The organism is Neobacillus sp. SRL179 (assembly GCF_984799095.1).
Genome location: NZ_OZ481792.1, coordinates 2863529 through 2880513 on the forward strand (window position 1 = coordinate 2863529; position 16985 = coordinate 2880513).

The following is a 16985-nucleotide window of genomic DNA, read 5'->3' on the forward strand; positions in this document are numbered from 1 at the left end:
TTCTATCATTAGTAACCATAGTACCATAAAGCTTTTGGAATCCAATGCAATGTGCTTATCGAAGGTATTTTCTATCTTTATATCATCAATATTTAACCTTCAACACGTAATAAGCCAATTTGTTTCTAAGAAATAGAGGTATACTCCTGCCACCTTTTCTCCCGTTAACTCTTCCCACGCGTGTTTATAAAAGGTTAGTTGGCTGCTATAAAAGGCTCGCAGCTTTTCATAGTCCTTATCCTGTTTAGCCCGGTCCGTTTTATAGTCAACGATTGTCCATACCCCATTCTTTTTGTAGATCAAATCAATCGTTCCCTTAACAAAAAAAGGATGTGTACCTTCAAGATTTTTTGTAATCAATGGATAAAGCAATTGTCCCTTTTCAACTTTCAACGTAAACGGAACTTCTGTATGGAATTCATCTGCTGTCATTAATTCTTCCCAAAGCGCAGATCGTTGGAAGTTTTGAAGGTAAGTCTTTACCTCCGCTTCTCTCTCTAAGGAAAAGTTATATTTGGTTAAAGCTGCTTTAAGATAATGTGTCAAATCATACCCCTGAACGGTTTTTTCAAATACCTCATGAATCAGTGTTCCCCAGTCTTTTCCACCGCCTGCTTCCCGCTCAATCCCCATCAATTCTGAATAATCCTTATCCTTAGTTGGCGTCCATGAGTCATACGTTTTTTCTTTACTTAGGTCTAGCCAAGACGTTATACTAACCGTCTTTTCCTTGTAATCTGTCCAAGTGACTTCCTGTGGGTTGGTTGAGGAGGCAAATGCAACAATTTCCGGAACCTCCAGCTCCTCGATATCCTCCATTTCAAATAGACTGTTCCAGGGATTTTTCTTATTACTGCCGTTTGAACTGATAATTAATGCTTTCTCAGCTCGAGTCGCGGCAACATAAACAATCCGGACTTCTTCCTCTGTTAGGTACTTTAATTCTTCTGTCTTGTGTGTTTGCCACTCAAGTGGTATGGCTATTTCCTTATCTGAAAAGCCGTTTTTCACGGTAAATCTAAAGTACCCTTTAGATGCTTGGTCTTCCCGTTTAATATGTTGAGATAAGAATGAATCTGGATTAACCAGTTTTGCTGGATGGGCTAAAAAAACAATCGGTGCCTCAAGTCCTTTTGCTTTATGAACATTCATGATTCGAACTGCGTCGGCCTCTTCTTCCAGATTTGCAACCACCGTTTTTTCAAAAATCATTTCGGTTAAGACTTCAACCGCTTGTTTATAAGTTGTATTTCCTTCTGCTTCCTGCTTACGAAGTGCTTCCATCATTTGTAACAGGCTTTTGTACGTCCGTTTGTTCCGATCATTTTCTAAAAGTAATGGATAGAAGCCAATCACTTCGATTATTTTTTCAATGGCTGCCGTCGGGGCAAGGGTTCGAATCAGCTTCTGACATTGCTTTAATGTTTCTAATGCGTATCGAAATTTCTCTTTTGTCGAATTGACTAAATTTGCCGGTATATCTGTATAAATCGTAAATCGGCCGCCAAGCTGTTTCCATAAATATAATTCTTGATCACTGATACCAAAGAAGATGCCTCGCAGAACAGCCACAAAACTAACTTCATCAGTAGGATCTTGGAGTAATTTCAACAAAATCCATAAATCCTGGAATTCCTTTGTTTCTCCGAGAATGACTTCCCCACTAATACTTACCGGAATTCCCATATCCTCAATTATTTTCGCGTAAATTGCAACACCCTCAGTGTAGCGGGTTAATACCATAAAATCCTTGGCTCTTCTTCCCTGTTTCATCAAATGTTGAATAGTTAAGGCGATGTTTTCGGCATCCTTCAAGATGACATCTTCTTTCTTTTTCACATCAGCGGGAATAGTTAGTCGCTTGACCCCTGAAAATACATTTCCCACATCTTCATGATGAGCGATCAATGGCCGATAGGCAGCTTGATAATTCGATTCAAATTCAGGCAAGTGTTTTTCAAAAACTGTATTTAATTTAGTTGTCACGGAATCGAGAGTTCGAAAGTTTGTTGTTAGCTGTAACACTTCTCCCCCATGTTCCTCAATTAACTGTTTGACACGATTGTATGTATCAATATCAGCACGACGGAATCGATAAATAGCCTGCTTCGGATCCCCCACAACAAAAAGAGTACCTGGTTTTGGACGGCAACTTGTCCAAATCCTTTCTGTACAATCCTCACTTGTTAAAAAGAACATGATTTCCGCTTGAATTGGATCGGTATCTTGGAACTCATCGACGAGTAAATAGCGATATTTGTTTTGAAAGTAATTTCGAACCTCTGGATTATCTTTTAACAGTATTGATGTATGCATCATTAAATCTTGAAAATTTAGCAGGGATCTCTCTCTTTTTAATTGCTTGTATGCTTTAACCGTGTCCTTAATGAAGCTTACAATTTTAGGATGACAATATTTTTCCATGCTTGAATCAGCGGTCTAATTGATACCTCAAACGTTGCTGTGATTTTTTCCTCATAAAACTTTGCATCATCTTTTGAACACCAACGGTTAAATGTAGGCTTTAGATTTTTATCAAATAATTCAAAAATACTAATAATATCCTTCTCTTTAACCGAATTGATAAACTTTTCTATTTGACATGCTGTTAAAATGGCCTTTTGTAACACATCGTAACCTTTTTCTGGCTCCTTCTCTGGAACACATTTCTTCGCTTCCTTAATTAAAACCATAAATGAGTTATATCCTGTTAGCAACTCCGGTTTAGGAACAGTATCTGTCATCCACTTGACATCCGAATAATTCTTTAACATCTTAAGCCATGGGAAGAGATGGTCAACTGAAATACCTATTTGTTCCATGGTTTCGAGGTGTTCGGGTTCTTCATTCATTAAGTAATGTAAATGTTGCTGCCAAGCCTCCTCTAAAATATCCAAATCATGAGTTTCTTCTAGTTCTTTAAATGTTAAATCTAAATTTGCTTCAATTGGCCGCTCTCTCAACAACCTCGCACAGAAAGAATGAACAGTCCCAAGAAAACAGCGCTCCATATTCTGCAGTGCCTCACTGAGAAGAAATTTGCGATCAAGGTCTGCTTCCTTTTTCCAAGCATCCTCCAGCTTAGCCTGAAAGCGAACCTTCAGTTCATCTGCTGCTTTCCTCGTGAAAGTGATCGCGACAATTTCTTGAATTTTAGCTTTTTCTGTATAGATTAGGTGAACCATTCTCTCAACTAAACTTGTCGTTTTACCTGAACCTGCACCAGCTTCCACTAGAAAATTGGTCCCTAACTCAAGTTTTATTTTGTTCCGAGCTGCTTGATCAAGAATTTCTTTAGTCATATGCCCTCACCCCTTTTAACTTCTGATCCGATTGCTTTATTTGTAGGGCTTCTTTATCATAAAAGTGGCGTCGGCACACCAATTTAAGATCACAGAATTTACAATCATTCACATCATCAGTCATTTCAAAATGGCCTGTTTTAATCACATCAATTAATTTTTCTAGAATATTTAAACCATTTGTTCTAAGCGTATTGTCTTGTTTCCTCGCAAATCGTTGTGCTAATCCCTTTGGAGTCGGGAAATAATAAGAGCTCTCTTCCACGGCTCCCTCACCGAGTTGCAGGTGTTGTTCAATCGCCATCGCATAAATCATATGCTGCAGCTGCCTACCGCCTTTAAAAATGCCATTATTTGTGTACCCGTATGTACTACCAGTTTTATAATCGATGATATGATACTTACCATCGCTGGATTGATCAACCCGGTCAATAATACCTGATATTTTCACATCTCCTGAAGGTAAAGTAATTATAGCTGGATCATTTTCACCAATCCCGAATCTATATTCAAAATGGAGTGGCTCGTAATTTTCACTATAAAGTTCTTCTTCTTTTAGGAAGATTTTGCAGCACTCTAGGATGTCGGCTACTTCACGGTGGTAGACTCTTTCATTTGGAATCGGAACAATTTCCTTTTCCTTTTCAATCAGGTCTGTTGCAACTGACAGGATTACATCCAAATGTTGGGTATAAGATGGCTTTACATGAGCTTCTATTAACTTTTTGTAAAAGTTTTCAAAAATACTATGAAGCAAGCTTCCTCTAGTAGCTGCATCCAGCCATGTATTTGCATCAAACGAAAGGTCCTCTATCGGCCTTATTTTTAATACTTCTTTTAAAAAATAAGAGTAGGGACACTTAGCAAGTGTTTCGAGTTTACCCGCCGTCATCGTCTTGTCAGGATTAAAACGAGGATCATATTGCTCCACATCAATTTGCACTAGACCATCATATTCCGAAAAGCCTTCCGAATTACGTTTTTTTTCAGCAGCCAAACCTTGTTTAATATTGGGGAATTGATTAAGCAAATCCATATTAAGCTGATACAAATTTCCATTCATGAATGACTCCACCCAGTAATCCTTATCTTCAAAAAAATAATTAGTAGTGGTTGAAGCAGGCTTCGCGACTAAATCTTTAAATTCTGCATCCTTATTACCACTGACTAATCGATAGCACTGCAATACAACAAAGGCAGGATTCACAACGCGATTATCATTAATGTCAAAATTACAGTAACTAACGGATACCTTGCCGGTTGAATTTGCAAGTACTTGTAACAGGGTATACAAATTTTCAGTTCCTTTTTCTTGTAATAAGGGGAGACTTTTCTCTAACTGAACTCGCTCTGTATCGAGTAAAAGTGGATCCTCACTCGAATTACCTGGGAATTTTTTGTTATCTAAACCAACAATAAAAACATTGGCTCGACTATTGTACACCCCATTTTTGTATGATGAAACATGCAGATGACCGGGGGTTGGTGGTGATGAATTAATCCTTAGTGTAAGGAGAAGGTCTTGCACTTTTTCAAACACATCATAACTAAGTAACGATTCGTCTGCAAAAGGGAGGATTTTATCGATTTCCTCCAATAATGTTGATTTCGCAATCTCGTCGAAAACGGAACTCGTTTGACTATTATTATTTAAGATATGGGCGATTCCAATTAAACATTGTTTGTAATTCATAGTTTCTGTTAAAGGGGGTAACTTTTTGAAAATCTCCTCTACGCTCTTTAAAATCCATTGTGCCTCTTTCGCACGGGTTTCATATAGAGTGTTGTTTTCTTCGCTAAACTTCATCGTTTGACGTTCGTATTCTTGTTCAAGCAGGGTTAAGTAGCGTTCTTGTGACCATCCTATTTTAAGATCACGGAGCACTTTGGAAATTCTAGACTTGGATACAATCCTATGATCGGAATCAACCAAACCCGTTTTAATTTTAGAAACGTTTTTACCGATCTCCATTAAACCTTCATTCAATAAATCTAGAAAAGTTTGAACGCTATAGTTGGACTTAATCCAGCTTAATAAGCCTGACACCAGCCTTCCTGGACGACTAAAAGTAACTTGGAGCCCCTCTCCAAATGTCACAGGGATTTCTAGTTTTTGTGATAGATGATATATAAGGGTTATGTATGTATCAGCATTCGTATAATAGACTACACTTTCATCAAGACGGGTATTATTCCTTTTTATTGTTTCAAAAATTTGCTTAATTTCCAATTCCTCTGTTTTTGCAGTGAATACACCTAAATTCAGTTCACCACTGTCTTTTTCATGTTGATAAAGGGTGCTAAGTGGTGTCTCCTCTCCAATACGAATAGAACTAATACTTGACCTCTCCGGAATTGTTACTCCATATACAGGCGCTAATGGCAGTTTATCCACAGATTCGGACAAGATCCTTTCCAGCAATTGCTCCTCTAAGTGTGAGATTCTTAGGTTTGATTGTAATATATAAATAACCTCTTCCTCTTTGTATGCTAGCTTTATTGCTTTAGAAAAAAGGCCAGCCTTGTCCATTAATTGATATCGACTAAGTATCATTTCATATTCAGTTAAGATTTCGGACAGGTCTGCTGCTTTTTCAACCGAAATAAAGACGTCTGCATTCAAATTGTCTTTTGTATAACCAGCTAATCTCAATGTTTGAATCGTTGTATAAATCGCATGGCTGAATGATGGCGTTATCTCCATTCCTGCAAAATAAACGAGTCTTCCCTGTTCTTTCAATTCATTAAGCAATGTGTAGGTAAATTGGACTCCAACCGTTTGGTCCAACATTTGAAATAGTTCTCCGCTATGTAGTTCCACAAATTTTTGAGCAAGATCAAAGACAGTTTTATACTTAATATTTATTGCTCGGTGGCCTTTCATTACAAAGGTTTGATTGATTTGTTCCCCAATAGCATGGGAATCAACGATTACGATTTTTTCGTTTAGGGGAAACTTGTTACAGATTTTACTAAGTTCATCTACAAGAAAGTACATGGTTTCACTCCAATCATTATCCAGACTAATCTATTATTAATTATCAGACACATTTTATGGCCCTTTAACCCATTTACTTCTATATATTTGATATTATTACCTTCCGGTTTTTTCTATAAATAATTATTTTTAACAAACTTTTGGAAGTAAACCCCTTTGAATAACATATTAAATTCAAAGTCAGGAAATAATAACCCTGATAACCTTGAGAGGATGGGATGTTTGATGTCGTTAGAATGGTTTGACAGAGTATGTGCGGAACTACAGGATCACCTAGAGTCTATTTGTGAAGAATATGATCAAGTGGGTCAAATGACTATTGAAAGAGCTGCCAAACATCCAAGAATAGAGTTTTTCGTTGACACAGCCGATGTGGATACGGAAGAAACAGATCGCGACTATTTCTGTTCACTATTTTTTGACCCGCAAAATGAAGAATTTTACATCGATTCTTTCGATGTTGATAGCGGACACACAGCGAAAATCATTCTTTCAGACATTGAGGAAATTGTCGAGGAAGTACACGCGAGCCTTCATGACTACATCAATGGCGAAGACCACTATACAGATGATGGTGTTTACTTGCAAACAGACAATGCATTTGATGAAGATGATTGTGAACCTGTGGACGATAAGGAAGATTATCTTGAAGCAGACCAAGTCAATAGTGACGATATATTTGAGGAAATTGATGTGGACTGGTCTACCCCTGAAGTAACAGCCTTTATGCATGAAGATGAAGTGGAAGTAACTTATCAGTTTGGGGTTGTTCAAGCCACAGGGGACGGTGTCTTGAAACGTATTAACCGGATTAGGACAACCGACGATGAGTTAATCAAGGATGAATCCCATTTTATTTTTAGTAAAGAGGAAGCGTCCACCATTATCGCTATGATTGCAAGCCATATGGATCAATTAAGTGAATTTAATTTTGACGACATGCCTTGAGTTTATATACTTAAAAGGGAAAGACGCATGGTGCAGTCCATGCGTCTTTCCCTTTATCCCAACCAACTTGAGGTCTACTTCCACATCACTCCACCGTATAATCAATTTCAATCAGGTCCCAGGCTGTAATCATACCAAGTGGCGCCTCATCACTTTTTCCATTTTCAGTAATGACAATGCCCTCTATTTTCCGTTTCTTTTTATGGGCCTTTTCAAAAATATTTTCTACTTCGAAAATATTAATATTTTTAGCTACTATTTCAATGGGGCGTTCTTTTTCGACTAACATAATATCCTCTACATGTATTTCGGATAGATTAACCACACCACTATTCATCTGCTGTGCCATCCATTTCATAATCGAACCTGCAGTTAAAAGACCAATACATTTTTTATTTTTATAGATTGGAAATTTTGAATATCCATACTCTTTAATAGCAGAAGTCACTTTTAAAATGCTATCCTGAACATCAAAATAAACCACATTTTTGGAGGCAATCGAAAGAGCGAAATTGGGACGGTTTAACAAATTGGCAATTTTTTCAATATGGTTAACTACCTTGGCATTGGGTTCAGCAATATAGAAGCCAACCTCCATCTTTTCGTGGACAATCGCATTTCTCAGTTTGGCATATTGTTCCAAATCTTTCTTAAAAGTTTCAATGATTTGATATTTCTTCGCCCCGATTTTCACTAATACTACAAATCTCTCATCATTAATCTGAACGATGTCTCTTAACGCGTCATGAACTTGGTTAAAAGCCACTTCAAAGCGCTCGGACAGCAATGGCCCCTGCTTTTTATTCATATTCATTTTACGCTCTCCCATTTACCAAGATTCTTTTTTATTTATTCATTATTTTAATAGTAAAATCAATACTTATATTTTTCAAGAAATTACTTACTTATCCCATTTTTGTTTGAGCATTTTGATTTCCTCTTTATGACTAATTCCTTCATCCTCCGGTGTTTCTAAGATTAAAGGAATGTCCCTTAATAGTCGTGATTCTACCAGGCCTTTAAACTGATCTTCAAGGATATACCCATTACTGCTAAAAATATTGGCATGGCGGTCTTTCTTTGACCCAGCAGGATATTTAGAGTTGTTTAAATGGATGACTTTTAACTGGTCAAAATAACCCAAACTCTCACCCTTTTCCATTAGCTCTTTGACATTTCCCCCTGTCCAAAGACCACTGCCAAACGCATGGCAAGTATCCAGGCAAAAACCTATTTTTTCTGGATATTCACACAGGTTTCTGATTTGTACTAATTCTTCAAATGTCGTTCCTAAAGCACCCTTCGTTCCTGCATTGTTTTCTATGAGGATTTGACATTCTCCATTCCATTGACTTAAGACCTTATTTAACATTTCTAACATGAGCTGGTAACTGGCTAGTGGATCGGTTTTACTAATTTGACTGCCATAATGAACAACTACGCCAATCGAGCCACAGGAATTGGCGATATCTAAGTCATTTAGCAAGGAGGCGATTGTTAGTTCTTGTTTGTCCTTGGATGGAGTTAAACTAGTGGCATAGGGAGTATGAGCAACCGAATACAATTGATTCTCAAAACAAAAGTCTTTACAGCTTTTCGCATCGTTTTGATTAAAGGCCTTGATGGAAAGACTACGAGGGTTTTTGGGGAAATACTGAAAAGCGGATGCCTCATTAGCAACCGCTTTTTTTGCTGCACTTAAATATCCTTTTCTAATACTAACATGACTGCCGAATATCATTCTGTACCACATCCGTTTTTTTACGGATAGCATTTGTTATGTACTCCATTACTATTCACCAAGCTGCTAACGCATCACTGATTTGCTAATATTGTCACTATGTCATCCTCAATCTTCTTGCCCTTTGTATCTTCCAATAAATTGTTCAACAAGATGGAAAAAATGAAGGTTTGTCCACTTTTCGACGTCACATAGCCCGATAAAGCGCTGACCGTTGAAATAGTACCCGTTTTCGCTTTCACTTTTCCAAGGGTACTTTGATTCTTTAGGCGATTCCTTAATGAACCGCCGACCATTTTGTCCCTTACACCTGCTACAGGGAGAGAATTATTATAAGCAGGATACCATTTTTCCCTCTGAACAGCCACTAAAAGTTGTGTAAGTTGATTAGCTGGAATGAGATCTACATGGGAAATGCCTGAGCCATCCCTAATCACCATCGTTTGGGGATCAACTCCAAACTTAGCCACTTCGGCCTTTAACACCGCTAAACCTTTTTCCCAACTTCCTTCCCCTCTCGCTACCTTGCCCATTTCCTTAATTAACATTTCCGCATGAACATTATTACTCAACTTCATAAACGGGATAAGTAACTCCGATAATGGCATCGATTGATGATTCGCAAGAATTCTTGCGGTGTCAGGCACCGAGCCGGAAATAACTTTTCCGGACACCGTTATACCATGTTTTGATAAAGACTGTTTAAAAAGGGTCGTTGCATAACTAGTAGGATTCCACACTCCAACCCATTCTTTTGTTTCCTGTGCGTTTAACGGCAAGGTACCTTTAATTGTGACAATATTCTTTGCATGTTCTCGTTCAATAGAAATGTCCTTATTACCTTCCCCCTTAACCGTAACTGCATGATTAATGATTTTTACATAACTAGTTTTCGGGGTCATAATGACTTCAACCTTGTCACCAGTTTTTGTACCTGGTTTCACCATAATCTTAATAGACCCAGCATCATAATCTTTCGTTGGTGAAGCGGTTAGGGCAGAGATTTGTGCACCATAATAGGTTGTTTCATCACTCCATGGTAAATCAAGCGAGTAACGTACATTATCATAGCGGGAATCATCTCCAATTAGGTTTCCCTTAATCTTTGTAATACCCTGCTTCTTTAGTTCTATTGCCATTTGATCAAAGTCAGACGTAAGAAGGGTTGGGTCGCCATATCCTTTAAGATAGAGATTACCTTTCAGTATTTTATTTTTCAATGGAGCATCAGTTAGTATTTCGGTTTTAAAGGTATAATTCTCACCAAGAACATTAAGGGCAGCAGCAGCTGTTAAAAGTTTCATGTTTGAAGCAGGACGTAATCGTACATTACCTTGGTAGTCGTATATAATCGTCCCGTTCGCGGCAGACCTTATACTAATACCAGCGATGGCCCCCTGAAGAGACTGCTCTTTCATTAATAATTGATTAATCTGCTGAGCCATGTCTCCTTGACTATTGATTGCATAAATGTGTTTCTCAGGCAGGCAAAAAGTCAGCACCGTGAATACTAATAACAGATAATAGTAAAGCTTTTTATTCAAATATAATCCAGCCTTCCCTTTTTTCTAAAAGTTTGTCCAAATGACTAAATTTGTATGTTAATTAGATTAATGGGTTTAATATCTAATAATTATTTCACCACTACGAGATGGTTCTTTAAGTATGCCCAATTCTGCGGCGCAGCAAGGCTAATTTGCCAAAAGGTCGTGCCGGCCAACTGATATAAATCCATTAAACGATACTTTTCCATATAACTACGAATATCCTCAAACCAAACGATATGCTCTACTGAACCTGGCCAATAACGATACAAGGGCGATTGAGCATTTTTGTCAAACTCAATAGGCGAGCCCGTCGAAATCGCTTGATTTTGGGCTGCTAAAACGGACAGCGCATGTGTAGCATTTGTCTTTACAACTTTGTCATACCCATAAAGAGGCATAGCAATTTGCAGTTTTTGAGGATTGATTTGGGTAATCGAGTACTGAATCACTTGCCTCATCCAAAAAATTGGAGCAATCGGGTCGGGCGGCCCACCAGGATAGCCATAATCGATTGTCATTACCGCGACCAGGTCCGCAGCATTGCCAATTGCTGCATAATCATATGCACCAATAATTCGATTTGTGGGTATATCTGCTGTTTTTGCGTGAACGTTTACATGTAAAGTTAGCCCGGCTAAAGCAATTTTCAAATCCCTTAAGAAAGTAATAAATTCGTTCCGCTGTGCTGGAGGGATAAATTCAAGATCGATACTGACCCCGCCAAAACCTCTTTGTCGGACAAGATTCACAATGCTTGCAATTAAATTCCCACGATAGGTTGGATTTTTAAGTACTACTCCTGCCAATTCTGCACTAAATTCACTTCCGGTATAATTTCGTATCATTAATAAGGGCGTAACGTTCAATTCTTTGCAGCGTGCTATGAGAGCGGTATCATCAATCACATTGTATGCAAACCCTTCATCCGTAAACTGATAGGCAACCACAGCTAAATAGGTTAGTTGTCCTGCTAGTTCATTTAAAGTAGTAAGGTTCGCACTTTGAGATGAAGGGACCAAAAAGCCGAGCGTGTTTATTGATAATTTAATAGTGGTTGGAATCTGAATGATTTGGCCCACGGTAAGGTGTTTCGGGTCAATTCCAGGATTTGCTGTTAATATGGAAGGAATGTCAGTATTAAATTGTTGTGCTAATTGCCAAATGTGGTCACCGGCTTTTATTTGATAGGAACGGATTGAAGGGAGGTTGTCTGGAAGATAAAGCGCAAGCCCCGGGACGACACTACTCGCGGAGGGTAATCCATTTAATTCTACAATCGTTTGGATGGGAACTCCATACATATTAGATATAGACCATAGGTTTTCCCCCGTCTTTACAACATGAACCGCCATACTATCACACTCCTTTATATCCATCATATGGGTTTTGGAGGGTATTATAACTCGGAAAGTGAGGTAAAAGAACAAACCTTATGGCGAGGACAATTTCTATTAAAGCTTAGCCCTGACATCCGTGGAAGGATAATACAATGAAATACAAAAAACCCGAATTCTCTAAGAACCCGGGTTCATTATTTCTACTTTGCTTCATTAAAGTTATAGTAGAATTTTGCTGTAATAGAGCCGTCTTTATTTTCCGTAATATCAGTTATATGGATACCGGAATCAGCTGGCGTAGAGCTGTAACCCTTCCAGAAGTAATACGAACCAGTATGAACATTTCCAGATACTGGTGTTAATTTACTGCCTGTTTTAAAGAAATCGGCTGCATCACCACGGTTTACATTCTTTTCCAAGTCATATTTACCATCAGCTTGCAAAACGGATAAGCCATAATGGGTAACTACTGTACCGTTGCTGGCTGTTTGAGATTGATTGAATTGGAAGCGTTTATTCATCCAGTTTTCAACATTGTTCGGACGGAAGCCAGATGAATAGAGTGATAAAACATTTTCATCTACATGCCAAGCGACTAAGCCATGAGCATCTGCACCCTGACGAATTAACCCTTTATTGAAACCCTTCTGCTGGACATTTTCAAATAAGAAATATTCAGTGCCATTCGAACCAGGTACTTCCATTTTAACAATGCCATTTGTTGCGTCAGCCGCATTTACAGGTGGCAAAGTTATCGTTTTTACACCATCGGCTGGGGTAACTACTTTCGGTGTCGCCCATCCCAAAAAGATCTTCGAGTAAGGGTCAAAATGTGTTGGTGAGTTACCAGAGTACGCGGCTGCATCCGGATATCTCATCCAAGAACCGCCAGCCATCATTGAATAGTTACCTGCACCTTCAGAGGTATAAACAGTATCATAAAAATCAGGTAAACCCAGAGCATGACCAAATTCATGGGCAAATACACCCGCTTGACCAGGGAATGGACCGGTTTTCGAAGCTTCATCATATCCACCTGTAGCTTCATTATATCCTGCTACGTTACCGCCAATTTCAGGTTGAATATTGTAGTTATTTACTAGAACTCCATCAAGAGTGTGATCCTTAATAAATTGGCCATACCAAGCATTCCACTCATTATCTGTTTCAATACCGTCTTGGTCTAAATCTGCTGAAGGCTTTCCTGTTTCATAGTATTTTCCATAATATAACGCGCTTAGGGCATTCCATTTATGCGACCAAATTTGCGCTGGATCACCACTAAATTCCGCTCCAGTTCCTTCATGAACGATAAAGACGTTTGGAACTTGGCCATTAACTGCATATTTAGAGTAATCTACTACACTATCAGCTGCTTTAAATAGATCCGTAACCAACTCGCCATTATGCGCATCTCCATTTACATTTCCGTTGATATACTTGCCACCTTCAGCATACTTACCGTCCTGATCTAAGTAATAGGAAGCACCCTTAGGTAATTCAACCCAAACGAGATCCGTATTGTCCTTTTTTACAAGTTTCACTTTTCCATAACTGGATTCTTTATAAATATTTTGCATCGTACTATCAGTCGGGGCTTTTTGACCATTAAATTCTGCATACTGTTTAAATTCATCCAATTCATATGGATTATAGGAATCCCCAAAAATCAAATCCTCGATATACTTTGGCGGAACTTGACCAGGTACATCCCCTTTGGGTTCATCCCCCTCTTTAAACTTAGCAAGAATCACTAATACCGGTACCTCACCATTTGCTGTTTGATAGTTTACATGATTATTTCCAGCCTGTTGAAATTTTGTACCTAGCTGTTTTACAACTTTTTCTGCGGGATCCACTTTAGAGAGATCTTTTCCTAATTCTTTCGCTTTTGTCTCTAATTCTGGAGAAGCCCCAACATAATGCGCAAGACTTAAATCATATGTACTTTTAGGCGAGGCTGCTTTTGTAGAAGAATCACTGGATTGAAAACCAGTAAAAGCAACACCCCCAGCTAAAGCAAGTGCAATAGCTGATTTTGATAGAACCTTTAACAAGTTCAACACCCCTTTATAAATATTAGAATTCTAATTTATCAGAATAATCAATATACAAGAAGTATCTATTTACCTATTATTTAGGGTAACGAAACGTAGGTGTTATTTCCTGTTATTTTTATTTAAGAGGCCTTTTTACATAAATTAAAAGTAAAAAAGACCTTTTCAGGTCCTTCTTATCATCCGTTATTTTTGATAGTCCTCACCATATCGGTATTTCCGATATCTTGTGGCATAACAAGCGTCACATGTTGGAAAAGCATGGTCCCATGGCAGCTGTTTACCGCACTTCTTGCATTTCTTAACAAACTTTCTAATGTCGGTTTTTAAACGATCTTGGACTCTCTCACTAACTTCTTCTCGCAGCCGCTCCCAATAGAGAGCTTCCGTTCGCTCACCCAACCGATACAAAAACAACAGGTGGAGACCGATGGATTTATAACTGAGTTCTAATTCTTCTAAGCTACGCTCCTTTATAATTGGCTCAGGAATCTCCCTGCCTTGGATTAGAGCATACATGGTTTCTTCCCACTGTTTCGTCAACACAGGTTCATTCTTTGAAAAAGGCAGATGCAGAAATCCATACAAGTCCATTAATGGAAGCCGAGCCTCAATTTCTGTTCCGGCAATTAATTGATAAAGTGACTTCTCCTCTGCCAGCGAGGCCTTTTTTGTTCCGTTAGGACTTTCAAATTTTCCCCACAGTTCAAAAAACTTGTCTAAATCATGGTAATAGCGTTGGAAGCGTTCAAAAACAGAGTTGGTTGGTGCAATTGCAAACGTATGAACTGGTTCATCCTCCTGCATCAGTAAATTCCTCATTTTTTTAATATCGGCTGTAAAAGCAACTTTTCCGACATCATATATCCCCTTACGACCAGCACGACCGGCTATTTGCTTTACCTCTTGAGAAGTTAACAGCCTCCTTCTAGTACCATCAAATTTTTCATTTTCCAAAAATACAATCCTGCGAATCGGCAAATTTAAGCCCATGCCTATGGCATCTGTCGCAACAATCACTTTTGTTTTCCCTTTATTAAATTGCTCAATCTGCTTTTTTCTTGTTTCCGGAGGCATACTGCCATAAATCATGCTTACCGAATGCCCATCATTTTGCAAGCGTGAAGCGGTTTCCAAAACCCGCCTCCTTGAAAAACAAATAAGAGCATCACCTTTTTTAACATGTTTGATGCTAAACTCTTTTGTTTCAACTTCAAGCGGGGTATCACGACTGTATTCTTGGATTATGACATTTGAGGTTCCTAATAATTGCAGCAACATTGGTTTTGCATTCCTGCTTCCGATAATGTGGACCTCTTCAGCATTGGCTTTTGTAATTGCTTTGTACCAGGAAAAACCACGGTCTTTATCGGTAATCATCTGTGCCTCATCAATAACAACAATCTCGTAATAATCTTTCTCATGAAACATTTCCACCGTACAAGATATATGGTTGGCATCATGGACTATTTTTTCTTCTTCACCTGTTTTTAAGGAACACGGAGTTCCTTCAGCATTCAATTTATCAAAGACCTCAAGGGCTAATAGACGCAGCGGTGCCAAATACAATCCACTGCTAGCTTCCTTCATCTTTTCAAGAGCATGGTGTGTTTTCCCTGTATTGGTATCACCAATATGCAGCACATAGCGGACTTGGCGTTTGAAGGAGGGGGCGTATTCTGCTCCAAAAATGTCCTGCATCATCCGTTCTTCCGCTTCTTTTTTTCGCTGAATTTCTTCTTGCTCTTCTTTCTGCTTTTGCTCTCGAGCTTGGATGTCCTGTTTTAAAATATCCATATGCACCTTAAGTTCAAAAGGAACTTCGGATAACTTTAGAAGATCTGTTAGGTATTCTTCCTCGATATCTTCAATAAAAAAACTTTCTATATCATATAATGGCTGGGCAATACTGCCCTTTACAAATGAAGCTGATAATGGCTCATGAAAGGTTTCTTGAAAGTCAGTTTTAACTTGTTCAGGAAGCTGCTTTAGCACGCTTTGTGGAATAAATTCGGAGACAAAATCAGAAATTAATCCCTCATAAACAAAGAAATAGGTTTGATATTCATAATAACTCCTCCCCCAATGGATTGTTTTATGAATATCACCTGTCAATTCATTAAAAAATGTCGCCACCGTTGTATAGGCAGACGGATTAAATGCACCTTGATCTACTAATTTCTCTTCAAGAGCAAAGGTATCGACAGATTGAAACTTCACATTATTTTCGAGGTCTGCCGATAACTGTTTCGCTACGAAATGGCGCACATATAAATAGAATAGTTCATATTGTTCTTCTAGTATTCCGACTGCCATATCTTCTAATTTAGTTCGAATGAATTGTTTCTGTTCTTCTAGTTTTTTTTGTTCTTCTCGTTTTATAAAATTTTCTTTTGCCTCCAAGTAGCGTGCGGCCCATAAATCTCTGTTACCTTCGAATATTTCTTGTACCCATCCTATTACATCAAAGGGCTGATATAATCTCATTTCATCGCGAAATAGTTTATTAATGAGTTTTCGGTCAATCCCCTGAACCTCAAATCCCTTTTCGCTTAAAAATTGCTTTTTTTCATTTTTAGGAACATCATTGGTTGATTTATTCAACCAAACGTTCACCCAAATTTGTTCAAGATAATGAACACGTTCCGCTAAGTATTGATTAAACAAAGGCAGCGATTCTTTGGTTTCTAAATACCGATCAATGTCTTCAAATACTTTCATTTTGGTATGCTCGATTGCTTGAGGGTAAATGGCTGGTAATTTATTCATAATAGCCCCTCTCTTTCAATTTTGATTTTCCTTTTTCAATAAAGTTATGTATAATATGAATATAGATGATCATATAGTAAAAAAGACCGAGCTTGACGACAATCCACTCGGTCAGGCAATAGTTGGTTCCCTTAAAGGGGATCGGCGTATAGAGAATAATCCACCACTTCTGCTTGCCGGCTCAAGGGTGGATTATTTTTTTTTGTGGAAAGACAGAACTGTGACAATGAGACTAGCAAACGATAAGCTAAACATCAATGCCTGAAAAACTGTCAAGAGCATCACC

10 protein-coding genes are annotated in these 16985 nt (G+C 38.3%); 1 reads left to right on the forward strand and 9 read right to left on the reverse strand.

All coding sequences use genetic code 11. From position 1 onward, the window contains the following. Window positions 1-99: 99 nt before the first annotated feature. Genes AC4E8C_RS14005 through AC4E8C_RS14015 form a run of 3 tightly spaced genes read right to left on the reverse strand, consistent with a single transcriptional unit; the run spans window position 100 to window position 6300 of the window. Window positions 100-2424 carry a UvrD-helicase domain-containing protein gene (locus AC4E8C_RS14005; protein ID WP_490207296.1) on the reverse strand — a complete coding sequence of 775 codons (2325 nt, stop codon included), beginning with the start codon at window positions 2422-2424 and terminating at the stop codon, window positions 100-102. Next, the gene (locus AC4E8C_RS14010) at window positions 2394-3302 is read right to left on the reverse strand and encodes a UvrD-helicase domain-containing protein (protein ID WP_490207297.1); all 909 of its coding nucleotides are present in this window, start codon (window positions 3300-3302) and stop codon (window positions 2394-2396) included. Before AC4E8C_RS14010 ends, AC4E8C_RS14005 begins: the two co-directional genes overlap by 31 nt. Continuing rightward, on the reverse strand, window positions 3295-6300 hold the full coding sequence (locus AC4E8C_RS14015; protein WP_490207298.1) for a PD-(D/E)XK nuclease family protein: 3006 nt from the start codon (window positions 6298-6300) through the stop codon (window positions 3295-3297). Before AC4E8C_RS14015 ends, AC4E8C_RS14010 begins: the two co-directional genes overlap by 8 nt. A gap of 225 nt (window positions 6301-6525) precedes the next feature. Here AC4E8C_RS14015 and AC4E8C_RS14020 point away from each other — a divergent pair, with 225 nt between their 5' ends. Next, complete coding sequence (locus AC4E8C_RS14020; protein WP_490207299.1) at window positions 6526-7248, forward strand: hypothetical protein; 723 nt, start codon at window positions 6526-6528, stop codon at window positions 7246-7248. Window positions 7249-7333: 85 nt separating this feature from the next. Here the strand turns inward: AC4E8C_RS14020 and AC4E8C_RS14025 are convergent, their stop codons facing one another. The 6 genes from AC4E8C_RS14025 to AC4E8C_RS14050 form a co-directional block, all read right to left on the reverse strand. Then, window positions 7334-8062: a CBS domain-containing protein gene (locus AC4E8C_RS14025; protein ID WP_490207300.1), complete on the reverse strand. Its 729-nt coding sequence runs from the start codon at window positions 8060-8062 to the stop codon at window positions 7334-7336. A gap of 87 nt (window positions 8063-8149) precedes the next feature. Then, window positions 8150-9022 carry a deoxyribonuclease IV gene (locus tag AC4E8C_RS14030; RefSeq protein WP_490207301.1) on the reverse strand — a complete coding sequence of 291 codons (873 nt, stop codon included), beginning with the start codon at window positions 9020-9022 and terminating at the stop codon, window positions 8150-8152. A gap of 41 nt (window positions 9023-9063) precedes the next feature. Beyond that, on the reverse strand, window positions 9064-10533 hold the full coding sequence (gene dacB / locus AC4E8C_RS14035; protein ID WP_490207302.1) for a D-alanyl-D-alanine carboxypeptidase/D-alanyl-D-alanine endopeptidase: 1470 nt from the start codon (window positions 10531-10533) through the stop codon (window positions 9064-9066). 89 nt (window positions 10534-10622) lie between these two features. Continuing rightward, a complete protein-coding gene (locus AC4E8C_RS14040; protein ID WP_490207303.1) occupies window positions 10623-11888 on the reverse strand; it encodes a glycosyl hydrolase family 18 protein in 1266 nt (421 codons plus the stop codon). A gap of 185 nt (window positions 11889-12073) precedes the next feature. Further along, window positions 12074-13930, reverse strand: a complete 1857-nt coding sequence (locus AC4E8C_RS14045) for a M6 family metalloprotease domain-containing protein (protein WP_490207304.1) — start codon at window positions 13928-13930, stop codon at window positions 12074-12076. Between the two features lie 186 nt (window positions 13931-14116). Further along, on the reverse strand, window positions 14117-16699 hold the full coding sequence (locus AC4E8C_RS14050; RefSeq protein ID WP_490207305.1) for a DEAD/DEAH box helicase: 2583 nt from the start codon (window positions 16697-16699) through the stop codon (window positions 14117-14119). Window positions 16700-16985: the final 286 nt, after the last annotated feature.

Excerpts from the sequence above, each read along its gene's own strand:
- AC4E8C_RS14005 (WP_490207296.1), bottom strand. The coding sequence starts at position 2,424 with ATGGAAAAATATTGTCATCCTAAAATTGTAAGCTTCATTAAGGACACG.
- AC4E8C_RS14010 (WP_490207297.1), bottom strand. The coding sequence starts at position 3,302 with ATGACTAAAGAAATTCTTGATCAAGCAGCTCGGAACAAAATAAAACTT.
- AC4E8C_RS14015 (WP_490207298.1), bottom strand. The coding sequence starts at position 6,300 with ATGTACTTTCTTGTAGATGAACTTAGTAAAATCTGTAACAAGTTTCCC.
- AC4E8C_RS14020 (WP_490207299.1), top strand. The coding sequence starts at position 6,526 with ATGTCGTTAGAATGGTTTGACAGAGTATGTGCGGAACTACAGGATCAC.
- AC4E8C_RS14025 (WP_490207300.1), bottom strand. The coding sequence starts at position 8,062 with ATGAATATGAATAAAAAGCAGGGGCCATTGCTGTCCGAGCGCTTTGAA.
- AC4E8C_RS14030 (WP_490207301.1), bottom strand. The coding sequence starts at position 9,022 with ATGCTATCCGTAAAAAAACGGATGTGGTACAGAATGATATTCGGCAGT.
- AC4E8C_RS14040 (WP_490207303.1), bottom strand. The coding sequence starts at position 11,888 with ATGGCGGTTCATGTTGTAAAGACGGGGGAAAACCTATGGTCTATATCT.
- AC4E8C_RS14050 (WP_490207305.1), bottom strand. The coding sequence starts at position 16,699 with ATGAATAAATTACCAGCCATTTACCCTCAAGCAATCGAGCATACCAAA.